Here is a 16,236-nt window from a genome sequence, read left to right on the forward strand (position 1 = left end):
TTGAAAGGAGTGGAGGTGTGAATAACGAACAGTATCACGGGCGTTTACGCCGGCTGGGCGTAAGCCGACGGCTCTCGGCGGCGTTCACCGCAGGGGTCATAGCCACCGCGGCGGTACTCGTCGCGCCGCAACCAGCAGCGGCGGACACGCCGTGGCTGGACGTCTCCGCAGACCGTTACGCCACGTTCGCCGTCCCGGCGGCGTACGTCCAGGAGAACCTGGGCACCGTCTCGCAGGTCGTCGTCGAGGGAAACTTCGGTCCGTCCGCCACCCCGGCGCCCACCGCCAGCACCGCCCCAGCCCTGATCCACCCGGCCGGCCCGGCGCTCGCGCTGAGGACCCCGCCGCCGAAGCCGACGAAATCACCACGCCCGTCGCCCAGCGCCACCCCGGGCCCGCGCTGCGGGGCGCCGGAGAACCCCCTGGGGTACGGCTTCTGTGGCGGCACACGGATCCGCAAACCGGCCGCCGAGGTGTGCGACTGGTTCGACTGCGTACCGCAGTTCTGGGCCGGTCGCGGTTACCTCGTGCAGTGCCGCGACGGCTCGGTCAGCCTGGCCGGCGGGCGGTCCAACGCCTGCGCCGAACACCAGGGCGTGCGGCGGACCATCACCAAGTGACCGATTCGGGGGCTAAAGTCCGCTTCGCTCGGCCAGAATGATCGAGTGGAGATCCGGTCTGACGATGGCGCGCGGGTGCGGGTACGCCCCGTCGGCTACCAACCCGGCATCGACCCGCCCGACGACCCCGACGGGGCCACCCCCGGCTGGCACGACTGGCTGCTCATCGAGGTGGACGCCCGCACCGCCGACGGCCAGACCTGGTCACACCACTACCCGAGCCTCATGGTCGAGGAGGCCCGCGCGCTCGGCGGCTGGCTGCACGGGCAGGCCACCGCCGCCCTCGGGCTGAGCGCGCCACCGGCGATGGTCCGCTTCACCGAACCCAACCTCGCCCTGCGCAGCCGGGTGCTGCGCCGTCGCCGGCTGGAGCTGATCGTGGAGTTCTCCGCCGAGTCACTGCCACCGTGGATGCGCCGCCCGTCCACCGCGATCTACCCGCTGGTCCTCACCGTCTCCGCGGACGCCCTGGCCACCGCCGCCGAGCACTGGGCCGAGCACTGCGAGGCGTACCCACCCCGTACCCAGTCGCGGTTTCCCACCCACGGCCCGCAGCCGTACCGACGGCAGGCCGGCTGATCACCTGCGTCACCGGCTCAGCGACGCCTTGACGGCGTCGATGGCGTCGGACAGTTCCTCGTTGTACGGGAAGCCGTCCTCGACGATGGCCATGTCGACCCCGCATTCGCGCTGCCGCGCCCGCAGCAGCGTCTCCTCCACCGGGGCTACCGGGAAGGCCAGCGGGTCGAGACCTTGCGCGGAGCCCAGGTCCTCGATCTGGAGCCACTTGTTGTACTCGCCCTCGTAGACGATCAGACCGGCGGCGATGCCCCTGGTCCACTGGTCGAAGAGCGTGGCCAGACTGGTGGCGGCACGCACCGAGTCCCACGCGTCGGGCGAGATCTCGTAGCGCCAGATCTCACCCTCGTGCTCGCCCGCCAGGACGAAAGTGAAGATGGCGTGTTCGAAATGGAACAGCGGCAGTTGGTGCCGCCAGGGAAACGGTGTGCCGATCGCCAGCCACAGATAGTCCAGCGCATCCGGGCCTTCCGGCCAGGACATCAGCCATCCGCCGTTGGGCAGCAACCGCCGCTCGGGCCAGCGCTGCGACTGCAACCAGGTCAGCTGCTCCGCGACGTGATCCACGCCGAAGATCCGGTAGACCTGCTCCGGCGGTTGCCCGGTCGGTGACTCGCCCTGGTCCGACCAGTCGAGGCCGGCGGCCGTCGCCGCGAGACGATAGTCGCGTACCGCGTCCCGCAGCACGCGCAGGTCATCAAGCATCAGGAAGCTCCTCGGCCGCCGGGGTCCTGGGCAGGCTAGCTTCGCCGCGCCGACTCTGGTGTCCGTCAATACTCTCCTTTCGGGCGCAACGGGATGCATCGATCCCGGTCGCGTTGCCTGTCACGTACGTGAGCGGTTGTACCGCGTGTGACCGTGACCTCTGTGGCCTGCGCCCCCTGGCGGATCGCCTGGGCCGAGCGCGAGAACGAGCGCCGGCAGCGCGCGTACCGCGACGCCACCGACGCCTGGCGGCACCGCGACGACCACCTGGCCCGGCTCCGCATCGAAGCCGCCAGCTTCCTCGGATGTACGCAGCCCCGCACCGGCCTACCGGTGGAGCTCGACGACGACGAACTCGTCTTCCGCGTCCTCCCCGCCGCCCAGCTCGTCGAGGCCGAGGCGCGGCACATCCCCGGGCTGCCCAGGCCGGGCGGCTTCTGTTCCTTCGCTGAGACTTCTTCGCAGGCGCTGCCGGCGGGTCTGCGTGTCGTCGACACCGGCATGGCCGTCGTGACCAGCCACCGGGTGGCTTTCGCCGGCCGGGAGCACCGGCGCGAGTGGCGGTACGCGGACCTGGTCGGCCCCGCGCACCACCCCGACGTGCCGGTCACCCTGCTGCCCGACCGCTGTCGACTGCAGGGGCTGCTGGTCCCGGCCAACGCCGTGGTGAACTTCCGCTTCTATCTCACCCTCGCGGCTGCCGACGATCGCGCTGCCGTCATCGCGCAGGTCGACGCGTTGCTGGCCGCGCATCGGGCCGCCCGGCCTGCGCCTCTTCTGTTGGTGGAACCCGATGACGCGCCGCTGACGGCGGTACGTCCCGACCGGCGGGCGCTCGGTGCTGCCGCTGTCGCTGCCGTGGTGTTCGTGACGCTCGGCCCGGGGGCTCTGGGTCCGGGCGCGTGGGGTACTCGCGGGCCGGTGCCCTCGGCGGAGATCGTCGCTATGGACGTGCCGAGGGCTGGGGCGGCCCTCGTTCCGATCGGTCCCGTCGGGCCGATGGCGCCCAGGTCGCGGGTCGGCTCGGCCGACAGTGCCGTATGGAGCCCGCCGCATGTCCCGGCTGTACGACCGTCGGCTGTCTTTACAGTGGCGGAAGCCGCTGTTGCGGTGGCCCTGCTGCCGGCTGCTTCGTCGTCCGTCGCACCCGCGCCATCGGCCAGTTCGGTGCCGACGCCGGGGCCGGTCCCCACCACGGGGCCGCCCGTGTCGGCCCTGCCGACGCCGCCTGTCGTGTCGACCTCGCCGACGCCGACCCCGACCGCGACGCCTTCACCGGATCCGGGACTGCTGGCGATCTGCCTGGACCCTCTTCAGCTGCCATTGCTGGACCCGCTGCTCTGCCCGTCTCCGGCGCCCTGAACTGCTTTCCTGCGCGGCTCAGCCCGCGTGGCGCTGAAGCCTCAGTTCATGGCGCTGAAGTCGGGGACGGTCAGAGACCCGTCGTCCGCGAGGGTGAAGCCGGGGTTCCAGGCGATCTCCCAGAGGTGGCCGTCCGGATCGGCGAAGTAGCCGGCGTAGCCGCCGTAGAAGGTCTCCCGGGCCGGCTTGGTCACCGTGGCACCGGCCTTGACTGCCGTGGCGATCACCTCGTCGACCTCGGCTTGGGAGCGGACGTTCTGGGCGAGGGTCATCGCGCCGGTGCCCGGCCCTTCGATGCCCGCGTCGTCGGCTAGCTTGTCGCGGCTCCAGAGGACGAGGGCCAGGCCGCCGGCCTGGAAGAAGACCGTCTCCTCGACCTCCTGGCCCTGCCAGCCGAGCTGCTCGTAGAACGCCTTCGCGCGGGCCACGTCCGCGACTCCCAGAGTGATGAGGCTGATCCGCTGCTCCATGGTCTTCAACCTAACGCGCGGTCTCGTTGGGGTGCGGCAGGCGGCGTCGACGTTGTTGCCGGCCGGGCGGCAAGGGCAGCGCCGAAATCATCGCCGACACGCGTTCGATGAAGGTCGGTGGGAACGACCCAACTCATAGCATCGATGCTATGGGTTGGGGTAGCGTAGAGCTGGAACCAGAGGTCCGAGACTGGCTGGAGGAACTAACAACTGCCGACTTCGCCCGAGCAGCGTTTTACATCGATCTTCTGGCTGGCCGAGGCGTGTTGCTCGGAGAGCCGCACAGCAGACAGCTCGACGGCAAGTTGCGTGAGCTGCGGTTTTACCTGGAGCGCGACGCGGTCCGCGTGACGTACTGGATAGCCTCTGAACGGAGAATCATCCTGCTCACGGTGTTCCGCAAGACGCGAATGCGGGAGGACCGGGAAGTCGAGCGGGCTCGCCGCGCATTTGAGCGGTGCGTGGCGGAGCGGCACATCGTGAACGAGGGGGCAGAGCGATGAGTGATCGCCTGGACTGGAACGACCTACGTGAACGCCGGATGACGGAGCCGGGAGCGGCCGAGACCTACGAGGCCACCCGGATCGCCTTTGAGCTTGGCCAGGAGGTGCGCCACCTGCGCGAAGGGCATGGCTGGAGTCAGAGCGAGTTGGCCCGCGCCGCCGGCATGACTCAGTCCGCGGTTGCCCGCTTCGAGGCAGGCGGGACCGTGCCGACCCTGCCGGTTCTGGAGCGGCTAGCCCGGGCCCTGGACCGAAGGCTGGACGTCAGGTTCGCTTCGAACGCGGACGCGGCCTGACCAATGGCCGGAGAAGGCTAAGCAGCGATCGTTCGGGCGGTGGCGTACACGTCTGCGGGTAGGGCGTGGTGCAGGTGCCACAGGACGCGCATGGGTCGGTCGCCGGTGTGGGACTCGTACGTCATGGTGCCGGCGTAGAGGTACGGCGGTGCGCCCAGGTCGCGGTCGGCGATGCGGGTTTCCCGAACGAAGAGGTGCACGGTCGAGCCACCCGACGTGTAGCGCTGCCCGGTCGTCGACGCCGCAGACGTGGTGCTCTGCGACTCCCACTGGAACAGGGTGTCGGTGATGGCCCGGTCGGCGTACATGGTGGTGGGGGAGTAGTGGGCCTCGGACTTGACCAGGGTGACGAAGAACAGGTCGGCCTGGGCGTCAGGCAGCCACTTCACCCCCTCGCGCAGTGAGCCGGGGTTGGTCATCCCGAAGGCGGCACATGCCTCGTTGCGGCTGTACCGGGCGTGCACCCGCAGCGGCACCGCACCCGCAGCGGCGGTCGGCGTCACCCGGTGGATGCGGTCCCGCAGCACCTCGGCGACCTGCCGCAACTCGGCGCAGCGGGCCGGCTCCTTCCACAGCCGCGCCAGCCGTTCGTCGCGTGTCGCCAGCGGTGCGTTCGGCCCCCAGAGGCTGAAGTGCAGCATGTCCAACAGTCGGCTGTTGCCCGCGTACACCTGCTGGCCTGGCGCGGGCGGTCCGGCCGCGACCCTCGTGAGTAGCTCTAGCCGGTCGATGTCGTCGGTGTGCAGCATGCGACCGATGGCCCGGCCCAACTCCCGGTCATCGGGGCCGGGCGTGGCCGTCTCGATGCCGGCGAGCCGCCGCAGCCCGGTCCAGCCGCCGATGCTGGCCGACCGGTACACGTCCTCGATCTCCAGGTCGGTCTCGCGGAGGAACGTTGCCAGGCTGACGTCGCCGAGTTGCCGCAGCTCAGAAACGAGGCCCGCCTTCGAGGTGGGCAGCGCCGATCGCAGGTTGGCGAGCACGACCTCCTTCGCCACCCGATCCAGCTCGACGTGGCAGCCGCTCGGCAGGCTCGGGAAGTCGTCGCGGACCGCCTCGGTGATCGCCCGTCGGCTCACGCCGGTCAGGGCACGCCAGCGCAGGTCAAACCGGAAGTTGGCGTGCTGCCCACCGATGAAGTCGAGCACCGTGAGACAGGGCTTGTCGTCGTCCAGGCGCAGGCCACGGCCGAGCTGTTGCAGGAAGATTGTGGCGCTCTCAGTGGGCCGCAGCATCAGGATCGTGTCGACCATCGGCAGGTCGACGCCCTCGTTGAACAGGTCCACCGTGAAGAGCACCCGCAGCTTGCTGGCCCTGAAGTCCCGCAACAGCCCCGCCCGATCGGTGCCGGCCTTCGAGGTCACCGCCGCCGCCTCGACACCGTGCTTCCTGAACCAGGCAGCCATGAACTCCGCGTGCCCGATGCTCACGCAGAACCCGAGCGCGCGCATCCGCCCGACGTCCACCTTTTCGCGGACCGCCCGCAACACAGTCCGCGCCCGAGCATCGTTGCCGGTGTAAATGGTGCTCAGTTGCGTCGGGTCGTAGCCCTGCCCGCGCTTCCAGGTGACGTGCGACAGATCCACGTCGTCGTGCAGCCCGAAATACTGGAACGGCGCCAACAACTGCCGCTCCAACGCGTCCCACAGGTGCAGCTCAACGGCCGCGCGCCCGTCGAACCACCGGCGCACGTCGCCGCCGTCGGCCCGGTCGGGGGTCGCGGTGAGGCCCAGGAGTACGCGGGGACGCAGTCGCTCCAACAGCCGCGTGTACGTCGGCGCTTCCGCGTGGTGGAACTCGTCCACGATGACCATGTCGTACGCCTCGGGGTCGACCTCCCGCCGGTGAAGCGACTGGATGGAGGCGAAGACGTGCTTCCAACCGTTCGGCTTCTCGCCCGCGACCAACGTCTCGCCGAAGCTGCCGTCCCCCATGACCTGCCGGAACGTGGACAGGCTCTGCCGCAGGATCTGCTCCTGATGAGCAACGAAGAGCAGCGAGTCCGCTCGGCCCGCCTTGTGCAGCCGCCGGTAGTCGAGGGCTGCGACCACGGTCTTGCCGGTGCCGGTCGCCATCACCACCAGGTTGCGCCAGCGCCCGTGCACCAGCCGCTCGGCGTCCAGGTCGGCCAGGATCTCGGCCTGATACGGGTACGGGCGCACGTCCAGGTTCGAGATCGCGGTCGGTGCATCGTCGCGGCGCTCCCCGCTCAACGCATGCCGTAGCCGTTCGGCATCCCTGGTCGCGTCGTAGGTCTCGAACGCCGGGTCATTCCAGTAGTCCTCGAACGTCGCCGTGAAGGTGTCGATGACGTGCGGCTGTTCCATGTTCGAGATGCGGACGTTCCACTCCACGCCGTCCACCAGCGCGGTCCTCGACAGGTTCGACGAGCCGACGTACGCGGTGGTGGTGCCGTTGGCCCGGCGGAACAGCCACGCCTTGGCGTGTAGGCGGGTGGTCCTCGTTTCGTACGACACCTTGATCTCGGCGCCCAGCTCGGCGAGCCGGTCTAACGCCCGCTGGTCGGTTGCGCCGAGGTAGGTGGTGGTGATGACCCGGACCTTGCCACCTCGGGCGATCAGGTCGCGGATGGCTGACTCGACGATGCGGAGGCCGTACCACTTGATGAACGCGCACAGCAGGTCTACCCGGTCGGCGGAGGCCATCTCGTGGTTAACCTCGTGACCGATGCGCGGCTGGTGACGGCCGTTGACGAGTAGCGCGCCGGTGGAGAGCGGGGTGGTGGGGCGCTGCGGGAAGGTGGGTTCCGCGGGTGGGGTTGGTGGGGCGGCGATGGCGTGGAGCAGGTGCTTGGCGTCGGTTACCTGGTCCTGGTCGGTCGCTGCCCTCGGGCTCAGGGTGGCGATGGCTTCGGCGATCCGGTTCGCCATTGCGATCTGGTGGTGGAGCTTGTCGTCGCCGCTGGGGACGGAGTGGAGGGCTCGGGCAGCCAGGGTGGCGATGTGACGGGCGAGGGTCTTGTGCGCGTCGGCGGGGTCGAGTTTGTGGTGTTGGATCAGGGCGGGGTCGACGTGTTGGAGGCGGGTGGCCAGCTCACGGGTGATCAGGTGCTCGTAAACACCCCGCTCAAGATCGGTCATCCACGCAATCTAATCGGTCGTGGCGCCGAGGCGTTGCCCTGACTAGGCGAGGAATTCCGCGCGTCGGGTCATCGGGAGATGAATGTATCGGTGTCCAAGCCTGATGGAACCGATGCCTTGACCAACCGATGGTGCTGTGGCTCTCGACGTCCGCGCGACCAGGCTGTTAATCAGGGCGGATGGGTCTATGCATCTATCGTCGATGCTCCTCGGCTCGGATCGAGCGTCAAACCCGGCGGCTCCCACGGCTACCTAAAAGGACGAGGGCAAATCGGGGCGGTGCGGACCATGACATCGAAGGTTGGTGCGGTTTCCCAGTTGGGGCGCAGCTTGGTGACCTTGTTCCAGCCCCAGGAGCGGTACGCCATCTGGGCGGCAGCATTGTCGGGACGGACCAAGAGCGTGGATCGGGGTTCAGCCCGGCCCGCGACCAGCTCGTCGTGCAGCGCCGCCGCAATGCCCTTACGTCGCCAGGAACGGTGTACCAGCAGCTCGCTGATCGCAAAGGTGCGTTTCCCGTCCTCCTCGGTGAACCCGGGCGGGACTGGCTCGTGGATGCCCTCCCACCACCGTGTCTGCGAAGGTAGCGGAAAGCCATAGATGTAGCCGACCAGGGCCCCATCGACCGATGCGGTAATCAATTCCCATCCAACTCGCTGCATATGTAGGTCAAGCTGACGCCGGTAGCGGTCCTCGCTGTAGAACTCGCCGCCACCCGCGTAGACCTCCAGGTAGAGGCCCACGAGCTGATCGAGGATTTCCTTAGCCTCGTCGGCGCTGTGATGACGAAGCTGCAGGCCCTCGATCACAGGCTCACCTCCTGGTCGTAGGCGTCGACGAACTGGCGGGTCGTCGTGGTCGCCTGCCGTGGCGTTGCCAGAAGTCCGCGCACCTGCGCGAGATGCTGGCTCACTCGCTTTGAGCTGATCTGGCCCACGGCAGGCAGGACATCCAAAGCGATACGTGCCGCCTCGTTGACGTCGCCCTGTCGGTATGCCGCCTCCGAGAGCCGCACCGCGTAGTAGACCTGGTTCCGTCGATGGCCAGGTGACGGGTTGTCGGGGATCGCGCGTAACGACTGAACAGCGCGCTCGGGTCTGTCGAGGGCCAGATAAGAGAGCCCTTCGATCCCGATCAACTCTTGGCGGTTCACGAAGTGGACGAAACCCTGGTCATCCTCGTGAGTGCCCCGGTTCAACTCCCGGCGCGCCTTGGTCATCTCGCGATTGAAGCCACTGGCATCCCTGAGGACGGCGTAAGCGTGCGCCCTGCGCAGGTGCAGCAAGGTGGTGAGCCGAGGTGTAGCCCAACCGGCGGACACCCGTAGAGCGGCTTCGGCGCAGTGCAACGACTCGCCAGGTTGGCTCTCGCGGATCAGTAGGGACAGATGCGTGAGGGCGCGAACTTCCACTCGTGGGTCATCCGCGATTCGGCCACGAGTGATTGCCTCATTGAGGTACGGCCTCGCCTCAGACCGGCGTTCGGCGTCGATGGCCAGCCAGGCCGCCTCGATGGAAAGATCGGCCAGGGCGCTTTGGAGCGCGTCGCCGACCTCTCTGCTGTAGCTCGCCCGCGCCGCCCAAGCCGACAGCCTGGTGTGGACTTGGATGGCGACGTCGCAGAGCAGGTCGGCACCGGCTACCGCGTCTGCCCGCCGGAGGTCATCAACCAGGGAGCTGGCGAGCTGCACCTGCTCCATGCCGATTGTCCTGGGCACCTCGGCGGGCGCCGCGAGTAGGTACGAGTGACCGCTAGCAGCGAGTCCCGTGAGCGCGGCCAATACATTGAATCGTCGGCGGTCCGTAGCGCCACCCCCTTGGCTTGATGCCTCCTCCACGCTAACGGCCACGGCTTCCCGCTCGCCTTGCTCGGTGGGCTGATCGTCGCCATCTGCGCGATCGGTGCCGTTTGCGATGAGGCTCGTATCGGTCCAGCAAGGCTGATCAGGGAGGCGGAACCACAGGTGTTCTGCTGGCACCCGCAGCAGTTGTGCCCAGTGCGCCAGGCGGTCCAGGTGCACCAGTGGCGGCCCGTTCTCCACCCGACTCAACTGCGCCTGCGTGATCCCCAACCACCCCGCCACCACGGTCTGCGGCAACGCGACCCGCCCGTGATACGGATGGCAGCGGTACGCCCTGACCACCCGCCCCAGATGCCGCTCGATCAGCGCGAGTCGCACCGGCTCGTGCTCCCAGAAGCTCGCCGGCACGACCGGCGGCGCGCTCAACCGGTCCCGCTCAGCGGCCTGGCACGGCGCACACCGTCCGGTGTCGTTGTCCCGGGCCAGTCGTCCGCCGCACCGGGGGCAGTTCGCGTAGGTCACCGGCGGCTCCGTCCGTCTCGCCTCATCGAGCCTATCCATTGAACACGCTGCGTGGAGCGCTGGTATACGCGCGACGCATATCGTCAAAGGACCGCCGAACAAGCGAACGGACTACAACTAATCAGGACGGGCGCGCCGCTCGCAGCGCCTCGACGACCACGCCCCAACGCCCCGGCCCGTTCATCGAGTCCAGCGGCTTCCCGTCCGCCACGACCACGCCGGCAGCGCGCAGCACCGCCAGGTGACCGGCATAAGCCGGATGCGCGGCCAACTCCGCCTTGGTGTGCGGAAACGCGATGATCGGCAACCCCGCCCCCAGCGACTCGTTGAGGACGCCGAGCGCCAGCGTGTCGTTGATGCCCAACGCCCATTTCGTCACCGTGTTGAACGTGACCGGCGCCGCCACCACCACATCGGCCGGCGGGTGCGGCTCCGGGTCGCCGGGCATCCGCCACTCCACGCGTACCTGATAGCCGGTCTTTTCTTGCAACGCCGCCCGGTCGAGCCACGGCGCGGCGGTCGGGCTGACGATCATGCACACCCACCACCCGTCGGCGATCAGGAGGTCGACCAGCTCGTCGATGTGTTCCGCCGGACCCGCGGCGCAGACGACCAGATACAGCACCGGACGTTCCGTCATGCCCGCAGTCTGCCCGATTCGATAGTCGCGACATCGACCGCATACCGATCACGTATGCCGCCAACGATCACCGTGACATGCCGTTGTCCCTGGTCAGCCGCGACAGTCGACGCATGGCCCGGGGCGGGTGCCCTGTCCCGGAACTGCGCCGGCCCTCAACGGCACAGTTCCTCCCGCCCCGGTGCCAGCCCATGAATCAACGTCTTGGAGCCGGCATGCCCACCGTGATCGATGACGACCACCCGGCCCGCGTGAGCCTGGCCGCCGCCTGGGAGTCGGTCGACGTGCGGGCCGCCGGCGACTTCTGGTGCGCTCTCGAAGACCGCCGCCCCGGGCTGCTCCCACACCGCGACGCGCCGCTCTTCTTCACCGCGCTGGGCCGCCTCCTGGTCGGCGGCGACGACCCGGCGAACCGGGCAGCGCTGCTCCGGGTGCTCGGCCGCGCGTACCGTCATCTCGACCTGTTCCCGCACGCCACCACCATCGGCGACGCGCTGCTCACGACCGCGGCCCGCCACGCAGACCCACTGTGGACGCCGCAGCTCACCATCGCCGCCGAGCGCGCCCTGTGCCGCGCCACGCACGCCATCCGCGGCGCCGCCTCGCACGCCGACGACGGCCCGGCCTGGTGGCACGTCCAGGTGGTCGGCCATGACCGGCCGTCGCCCGACATCGCCATCCTGACGGTACGACCCTGGCGGCGACTGCCCTTCCAGCCAGGTCAGGCCGTGCCGGTCTGCACGCCGCGCCTGCCCGGACACTGGCGCTGGCTCTCACCGGCCAACGCCCCACGCGCGGACGGCACCGTCGAGCTGCACGTCCGCGCCGTACCCGCCGGCACCGTCTCCCACCGCCTGGTCCATGAGGTACGCCCCGGCGAACTGCTCTGGCTCGGCCCACCCGTCGACACCGGACCGAGCCTCGACCGGGCGAGCACGAGCGATCTGCTCCTCGTCGCCGGTGGCACCGGCCTGGCGCCGCTGCGCGCCCTGGTCGAGCAGGTCGCCGCCGCACCGAATGGCCAGCGGGTAACGCTGATCGTCGGCGCGCGCACCTTCACCGACCTGTACGACGCGATCGCCCTCGACAAGCTGCAGTGCGCCCACGACTGGCTGACCATCGTGCCGGCGCTCTCCGACGACCCCTGCGCGGAGCCGGCCGAGCGGGGCGACGCCCTGACCATCGCCCTCGACCATCACCGGCCCGGCCAGGACATCTACGTCTGCGGCCCACCCGCGATGCTGGCCGACGCGCGGCGACGGCTGCGCGCCATCGGCATCCCCGCCGCCCGCATCCACCTGCCCAAAGCCTTCGTCCACTGATGGCTGTCGGCGCAGCGGTGCGGGACACCGCGCCCGTGCGGCGGCGAGCCAACGGCTCAGCACCCAGGGCGGCAGACGGTCGGGAGTAGTCCCCCTTGAAGCGTGATGCCTGTGAGTCAGCATGATGACTCACAGGCATCACGTTCGTCGGGACAAGGCCGGCCGGACCTGGGGCACGCCGGTCGCCCGGCGCCTGGTCGGGAGTGGTCAGGAGTAGGTGTCGCCGAACTCGCGGACCCCGTCGACGTCCAGCGTGATCCGGTCGTTCTCGGTCCACCGGCCGGTGGCGGCGAGCCAGCTCGGGTCGTCGCGTTCGTCGATGTTGCTCCAGCTGTGCCGGTGGTGCCGTAGCTGGATCGGCCCGGTCGACTGGCCGGGCGCGAGCGTGCCGTCGGTGAAGGTCAGCTCCACCCAGCCGGGGACCGGCGTTCCCGGGATCGGGTACGGCGGCGCTGGCGTCGTCATCCCGGCGGGCGGCCCGCCCGGCGGGATGAAGAACTGCACGGTCTGCCGGATCCGGTCGCAACCCAGCGCTGCCCAGTCGCAGTTCGGCACCAGCGAGGTGTTGGCGCCCTCGAAGCGCAGGTGGTAGCGCAGCCGCACCGTGCTCAGGTCCAACGGCCCGGTGCCGGTGTTGGTCACCTTCAGGAGGTGCTGGATCTGGTTGTTCGTCGGGGACCAGTCCAGGTTGAGGTAGCTGACCGTCGCGCGGCCGGACGCGGTGCGCACGGTGGTGGTGGGCGAGGTGTCGGAGTAGCCGCCGAGCGCGCGGGCCGCAATCGCGATCCGGTACGTCGTGCCGGGCGCGAGGTCGGTCAGCGTGATCGTGGTGTCGGTCGTGGCGCCGAGGAAGCGGTACGTGTTCGGCCCCAGCGGCACCTGCACCTCGTAGTTGATCGGCTGCTCCGCACCGGGCTCGACCCAGGCGGAGGGCGCCCAGCTGAGCGTGAGCTGATGTGGTTCGTTGGCCACCACCGTGGGTGTGCCGGGGGTGCTGATCGCCGGCCCGTCGGCGCGGGCGGCGTTGACGGCGAGCAGGCTCGCCAGCGCGGCGAGGGCGATGGTGGCGGTGACGCGGCGAGCAGGCATGACCGAATGGTAGCCGCCATGTATCGAAGTCAATGCATTGTCTCACTTGTTGGCCGGGGCATGCCCGAATGGCGCATTGTCAAAATTCTGCACCGATTCGGCCTGGCGATCAATCAATCCCACTCAATACGCTGACTAATCCGCGTATCCATCGGTTCTCCGCGCTCGCCGCCCAGCTGACCTGGTCGGCGCCGCCGCCCGTCCGTCCCTGCGCGCCCACATCGCGAGGTGTCGAATGGTCATTCCACGTCCCGTTCCTGCCGTGCTCGCGGCCGTACTCGGTTGGCTTTTGATCGTTTTTCCAGCGCCCGGTCCGGCCGGTGCCGGCCGGACCGGAAGTCAGGAAATAGCGGATTATCTGGCTACCCACCCGGGTGGAAAGGCGCTCAACGACAACGAGATCAGCTACGACGGCGGGGCGTTCATCGTGACCCTGCGCCGACCGATCGGGACGCTCGCCGCCGCCGACTGTCCCTCGGGCTGGTACTGCTTCTACGAGTGGCCCAACTACGGCTACCCCCGGGGCCGGCTCTCCGACTGCGGCCGGCAGAGCCTCGCCACCTGGCACTGGCAGTTCCGGGTCGAGTCGGCGCACTACAACCTGGGCAGTGGCACGGTGTCGTTCTACTACTACGACACCCGGCTCTTCGACATCGGGGCGAGCAACCGGGTCCGCAGCGACGCGTCCCCCTACCGGAACTGGCCGAACTACGTGGACCGCCGCTGCCGATGACCCGCGCGGCGTGATCGCCTCAGGAGCAGTCGGGCGCGGTGGTCCGGTCGGTCCGCCCCTTGTCCAGGAACAGCACGTACCCGAGGATCTGCTCGTCGGCCACGGTGGTCGTCTGGTGGCTGAGCAACTCGCCGGTGAGCGGGTTGAACTGCACCGTCTCGCGGCGATCCTGCGTGTCGTCGGCGCTGAAGGCGAGCCCGGGCCGGCTGTTCCAATCCAGGTACGCGCCCCGGTCCTGGATGCCGGGCGTCGTCGCCAGCTCGAACAGCAGCGCCGAGATCTGACCCGGGCTCAGCCGGTGGTAGCGGAAGATCCGGCTGACCACGTTCAGCATCCCGGCCCCCGTGCGCAGCTCCGGCGGCAGCTCACCCAGCTCCGCAGTCAGCTGTTGCCGCAGCACCTGCGGGTCCACCGACGGCGCGGGCGGAATCTCCGACAGGTCACCCGGGAGATAGCGGAACGTCTCCGGCGTACCCGATCGGCGTCCATTGGTGACCGGGGTGACGACCCGGCGGCCGGACAGCTCCGCGGTCCACCACAGCGTCTCGTCCCGGTAGCTGTCCCGATCGACCCCGGGCGCGAGGTCCGCCGGGGCCCAGACCCGAAGACAGGAGACGGTGTACGCCCCGGCGGCGGCGGTCGGCGCGATGCCCGCCACGGTCAGCGCGAGGTCGGTGAGACGGCCCGACCTGCCGGCGACGGCCGGCGTGCTGCCCGTCGACGGCTGGGTGCCAGGTGTCGCCTCGGTCGTCGGTACGACCCGGGCCTCGTCGCGCCCCCTGATCGCGGTGGCGCCGATCGCCACCAGCGGGGTCAGGGACACCCCACCGAGCAGGATCGCCAGGACGGCCCGCACCTTCGGTGGCAGCCGGTTGATTCGGCTGGTGGCGGTCGGAGCCCGGATGGCCTCCTCGACCGCCGGTCGGCGTGGCCGCGGAACTCTGGTCGTCCGCGCGGTGCCGGTGTGTCGTGGAGCCGGCCGGTTCACCCGTCGACCTCCGTCCCGCGCCGAGGGCCAACCCGACGTGCTGCGGGCGACGGGCGAGGTCACCGGTCGGTGGGGCAGCGCGTACCAGCCGGTCGAGGTCTGCCGCTGGGGGATCGGCAGCCCACCCCGCTGCCGCGCCGGTGCCTCCGCGTCCAGTGGACGAGGCGTCTGGTCGAGGGGCATCCGGTCCAGCGGGGCACCCCGGTTCTGCTGGCTCGGTTGCGGTCCCACCGCGTTGAACCGGGCCGACTGGTCGTTGCCCGGAAACGCGAGCTGGGGGAGTGGGTCGGCCTGCGGCAGGCTCGGCAGGCCGGTCGCCGCCGGTGGGACCACATCGCGACGGAACTCACGCTGATACGCGTGCGCCGCGTAGGCGGCCAGCTGGAAGTACCAGGCCCGTCCAGCGCGGCCGGCGTCCTCGTAGGTGCAGCAGATCAGCGCCTGACTCAGCAGGGAGAGCAGGTACTGGGCCCGCCAGCTCACTCCCCAGTTGCCCGTCCTGGCCACTGCCAACCCGACCGAGTAGCTGGCCTTGATCGCCTTGACCTGCCGGGCGGAGAGCCGGTCGGAAGGGCGTTCCTCCGGGTCGACCAGGAGGGCGCGAAGGGCGTCCGTGTCGACGCTGCGGGGGCTGTTCGCCACGTCCGGGCGGACGGCGTCCAGGAGCAGGGTGGCCTGGTCGCGGGTGAGCGGCGCGTCCACGGCGAACCGGTCCGTGTCCACCAGGCAGAACTTCTTGACCTGCACCTGTCCGGCCCGGGAGCAGGCATAGAGAACGTTGCGGGCGTGCAGGTCGCCGTGCGACGCCCCGCAGAGCTGGTCGAGCGGGTCGTCGTCGAAGAGCGAGCCGGTCGCGGCGAATCGCTGTGGGTGCGGCAGCACCGCGCCGGTCACGACGTCGTGCAGCCAGTCGCCCTCGACGGTGCCGAGGCCGAGCGCTCTCATGGCCCCGGACAGCTCGTCCTGGGCCCCGGCGTCGGTCAGTTCCCGTCGTACGAATCGGCCGACAGTGGTGCGGCTGGTTCGCCGCCCCTGGCGGTACCAGTGGTTCCACAGCCCGTCGAGCAGGGCCCTGTAGGCGTCCTTGCGCTGGTCGTCGCCGACATCGGCCAGTGCGACGACCTGCTCGGCGCCGTGCGCGATGTCCTGGAACATCAGGTACCGGCCGTCGCGGACCGGGTATGGCGGGTACGGCTGACCGACCAGATGGCGCTCCGCGAAGCCGGGGTCGAGCGTGGCCGCCCTCGCGTGCCGGGCGGCCTCTTCGGTCGCCTGCCCGGCGGGCAGCACCTTGACGTACAGCTGCTCGGCGTTCCGGCCGTCACGCCGCTCGGCAATGACCGGGATCAGCTCGGCATCGCTGTGCCCACGTCGTCGGGTGGGGTGGCACGGGGGGCGAACGACGGCGTCGCGCCCGGCCGCCCAGTCCCGCAGCGCGGCCGTGACTGTCGCATCCGCTATGTACCGTTCGAGCTCGTCAACGAGACCGTCGCCCATGTCCGCCG

The 16,236-nt window shown here is 69.7% G+C and carries 15 protein-coding genes; 7 read left to right on the top strand and 8 right to left on the bottom strand.

Going from position 1 to position 16,236, the window contains the following annotated elements; all coding sequences use genetic code 11:
• The first annotated feature begins 17 nt into the window (after nt 1–17).
• Entirely contained in the window at nt 18–620 is a 603-nt protein-coding gene (locus tag PSH25_RS34105) for a DUF3761 domain-containing protein (RefSeq protein ID WP_372492697.1), read from the top strand.
• A gap of 45 nt (nt 621–665) precedes the next feature.
• Complete coding sequence (locus PSH25_RS01940; protein ID WP_238657300.1) at nt 666–1,199, top strand: WapI family immunity protein; 534 nt, start codon at nt 666–668, stop codon at nt 1,197–1,199.
• Nucleotides 1,200–1,208: 9 nt separating this feature from the next.
• On the opposite strand, the gene PSH25_RS01945 is transcribed toward PSH25_RS01940, so the two are convergent.
• Nucleotides 1,209–1,904, bottom strand: a complete 696-nt coding sequence (locus PSH25_RS01945; RefSeq protein WP_238657301.1) for a hypothetical protein — start codon at nt 1,902–1,904, stop codon at nt 1,209–1,211.
• Nucleotides 1,905–2,057: 153 nt separating this feature from the next.
• Here PSH25_RS01945 and PSH25_RS01950 point away from each other — a divergent pair, with 153 nt between their 5' ends.
• Nucleotides 2,058–3,266: a hypothetical protein gene (locus tag PSH25_RS01950; RefSeq protein ID WP_238657302.1), complete on the top strand. Its 1,209-nt coding sequence runs from the start codon at nt 2,058–2,060 to the stop codon at nt 3,264–3,266.
• A 41-nt stretch (nt 3,267–3,307) separates the two neighbouring features.
• Here the strand turns inward: PSH25_RS01950 and PSH25_RS01955 are convergent, their stop codons facing one another.
• Entirely contained in the window at nt 3,308–3,736 is a 429-nt protein-coding gene (locus PSH25_RS01955) for a VOC family protein (RefSeq protein ID WP_238657303.1), read from the bottom strand.
• Nucleotides 3,737–3,885: 149 nt separating this feature from the next.
• On the opposite strand from PSH25_RS01955, the gene PSH25_RS01960 reads away from it, so the two are divergent.
• Both PSH25_RS01960 and PSH25_RS01965 read left to right on the top strand, forming a co-directional pair.
• Nucleotides 3,886–4,239 carry a type II toxin-antitoxin system RelE/ParE family toxin gene (locus PSH25_RS01960; protein WP_238657304.1) on the top strand — a complete coding sequence of 118 codons (354 nt, stop codon included), beginning with the start codon at nt 3,886–3,888 and terminating at the stop codon, nt 4,237–4,239.
• On the top strand, nt 4,236–4,535 hold the full coding sequence (locus PSH25_RS01965; RefSeq protein ID WP_238657305.1) for a helix-turn-helix domain-containing protein: 300 nt from the start codon (nt 4,236–4,238) through the stop codon (nt 4,533–4,535). Before PSH25_RS01960 ends, PSH25_RS01965 begins: the two co-directional genes overlap by 4 nt.
• 17 nt (nt 4,536–4,552) lie before the next feature.
• Here the strand turns inward: PSH25_RS01965 and PSH25_RS01970 are convergent, their stop codons facing one another.
• From PSH25_RS01970 to PSH25_RS01985, 4 genes are all read right to left on the bottom strand, one after another.
• Nucleotides 4,553–7,636 (bottom strand): DEAD/DEAH box helicase, encoded by a 3,084-nt coding sequence (locus tag PSH25_RS01970; RefSeq protein WP_238657306.1) that lies wholly within the window; start codon nt 7,634–7,636, stop codon nt 4,553–4,555.
• Nucleotides 7,637–7,884: 248 nt separating this feature from the next.
• Complete coding sequence (locus PSH25_RS01975; RefSeq protein ID WP_238657307.1) at nt 7,885–8,445, bottom strand: GNAT family N-acetyltransferase; 561 nt, start codon at nt 8,443–8,445, stop codon at nt 7,885–7,887.
• Complete coding sequence (locus PSH25_RS01980) at nt 8,442–9,959, bottom strand: NsdA family TPR-like regulatory protein (protein WP_238657308.1); 1,518 nt, start codon at nt 9,957–9,959, stop codon at nt 8,442–8,444. Before PSH25_RS01980 ends, PSH25_RS01975 begins: the two co-directional genes overlap by 4 nt.
• Nucleotides 9,960–10,080: 121 nt before the next feature.
• The gene (locus PSH25_RS01985; RefSeq protein ID WP_238657309.1) at nt 10,081–10,599 is read right to left on the bottom strand and encodes a flavoprotein; all 519 of its coding nucleotides are present in this window, start codon (nt 10,597–10,599) and stop codon (nt 10,081–10,083) included.
• A gap of 215 nt (nt 10,600–10,814) precedes the next feature.
• Here PSH25_RS01985 and PSH25_RS01990 point away from each other — a divergent pair, with 215 nt between their 5' ends.
• Nucleotides 10,815–11,921 carry an FAD-binding oxidoreductase gene (locus tag PSH25_RS01990; RefSeq protein WP_238657310.1) on the top strand — a complete coding sequence of 369 codons (1,107 nt, stop codon included), beginning with the start codon at nt 10,815–10,817 and terminating at the stop codon, nt 11,919–11,921.
• Nucleotides 11,922–12,128: 207 nt separating this feature from the next.
• Here the strand turns inward: PSH25_RS01990 and PSH25_RS01995 are convergent, their stop codons facing one another.
• Entirely contained in the window at nt 12,129–13,010 is an 882-nt protein-coding gene (locus PSH25_RS01995; RefSeq protein ID WP_238657311.1) for a cellulose binding domain-containing protein, read from the bottom strand.
• Between the two features lie 235 nt (nt 13,011–13,245).
• Here PSH25_RS01995 and PSH25_RS02000 point away from each other — a divergent pair, with 235 nt between their 5' ends.
• Nucleotides 13,246–13,743 carry a peptidase inhibitor family I36 protein gene (locus tag PSH25_RS02000; protein WP_238657312.1) on the top strand — a complete coding sequence of 166 codons (498 nt, stop codon included), beginning with the start codon at nt 13,246–13,248 and terminating at the stop codon, nt 13,741–13,743.
• A gap of 19 nt (nt 13,744–13,762) precedes the next feature.
• Here the strand turns inward: PSH25_RS02000 and PSH25_RS02005 are convergent, their stop codons facing one another.
• On the bottom strand, nt 13,763–16,228 hold the full coding sequence (locus PSH25_RS02005) for a hypothetical protein (RefSeq protein ID WP_238657314.1): 2,466 nt from the start codon (nt 16,226–16,228) through the stop codon (nt 13,763–13,765).
• Between the last annotated feature and the right edge of the window lie 8 nt (nt 16,229–16,236).

It is taken from the genome of Micromonospora foliorum, from assembly GCF_022229015.1.
Classification (GTDB): domain Bacteria; phylum Actinomycetota; class Actinomycetes; order Mycobacteriales; family Micromonosporaceae; genus Micromonospora; species Micromonospora foliorum.

Bases quoted from the DNA above. Each gene is read 5' to 3' on its own strand.
- PSH25_RS01955 (WP_238657303.1), bottom strand. From the start codon at position 3,736: ATGGAGCAGCGGATCAGCCTCATCACTCTGGGAGTCGCGGACGTGGCC.
- PSH25_RS01945 (WP_238657301.1), bottom strand. From the start codon at position 1,904: ATGCTTGATGACCTGCGCGTGCTGCGGGACGCGGTACGCGACTATCGT.
- PSH25_RS01965 (WP_238657305.1), top strand. From the start codon at position 4,236: ATGAGTGATCGCCTGGACTGGAACGACCTACGTGAACGCCGGATGACG.
- PSH25_RS01970 (WP_238657306.1), bottom strand. From the start codon at position 7,636: ATGACCGATCTTGAGCGGGGTGTTTACGAGCACCTGATCACCCGTGAG.
- PSH25_RS01995 (WP_238657311.1), bottom strand. From the start codon at position 13,010: ATGCCTGCTCGCCGCGTCACCGCCACCATCGCCCTCGCCGCGCTGGCG.
- PSH25_RS02000 (WP_238657312.1), top strand. From the start codon at position 13,246: ATGGTCATTCCACGTCCCGTTCCTGCCGTGCTCGCGGCCGTACTCGGT.
- PSH25_RS01985 (WP_238657309.1), bottom strand. From the start codon at position 10,599: ATGACGGAACGTCCGGTGCTGTATCTGGTCGTCTGCGCCGCGGGTCCG.
- PSH25_RS01990 (WP_238657310.1), top strand. From the start codon at position 10,815: ATGCCCACCGTGATCGATGACGACCACCCGGCCCGCGTGAGCCTGGCC.
- PSH25_RS02005 (WP_238657314.1), bottom strand. From the start codon at position 16,228: ATGGGCGACGGTCTCGTTGACGAGCTCGAACGGTACATAGCGGATGCG.
- PSH25_RS01960 (WP_238657304.1), top strand. From the start codon at position 3,886: ATGGGTTGGGGTAGCGTAGAGCTGGAACCAGAGGTCCGAGACTGGCTG.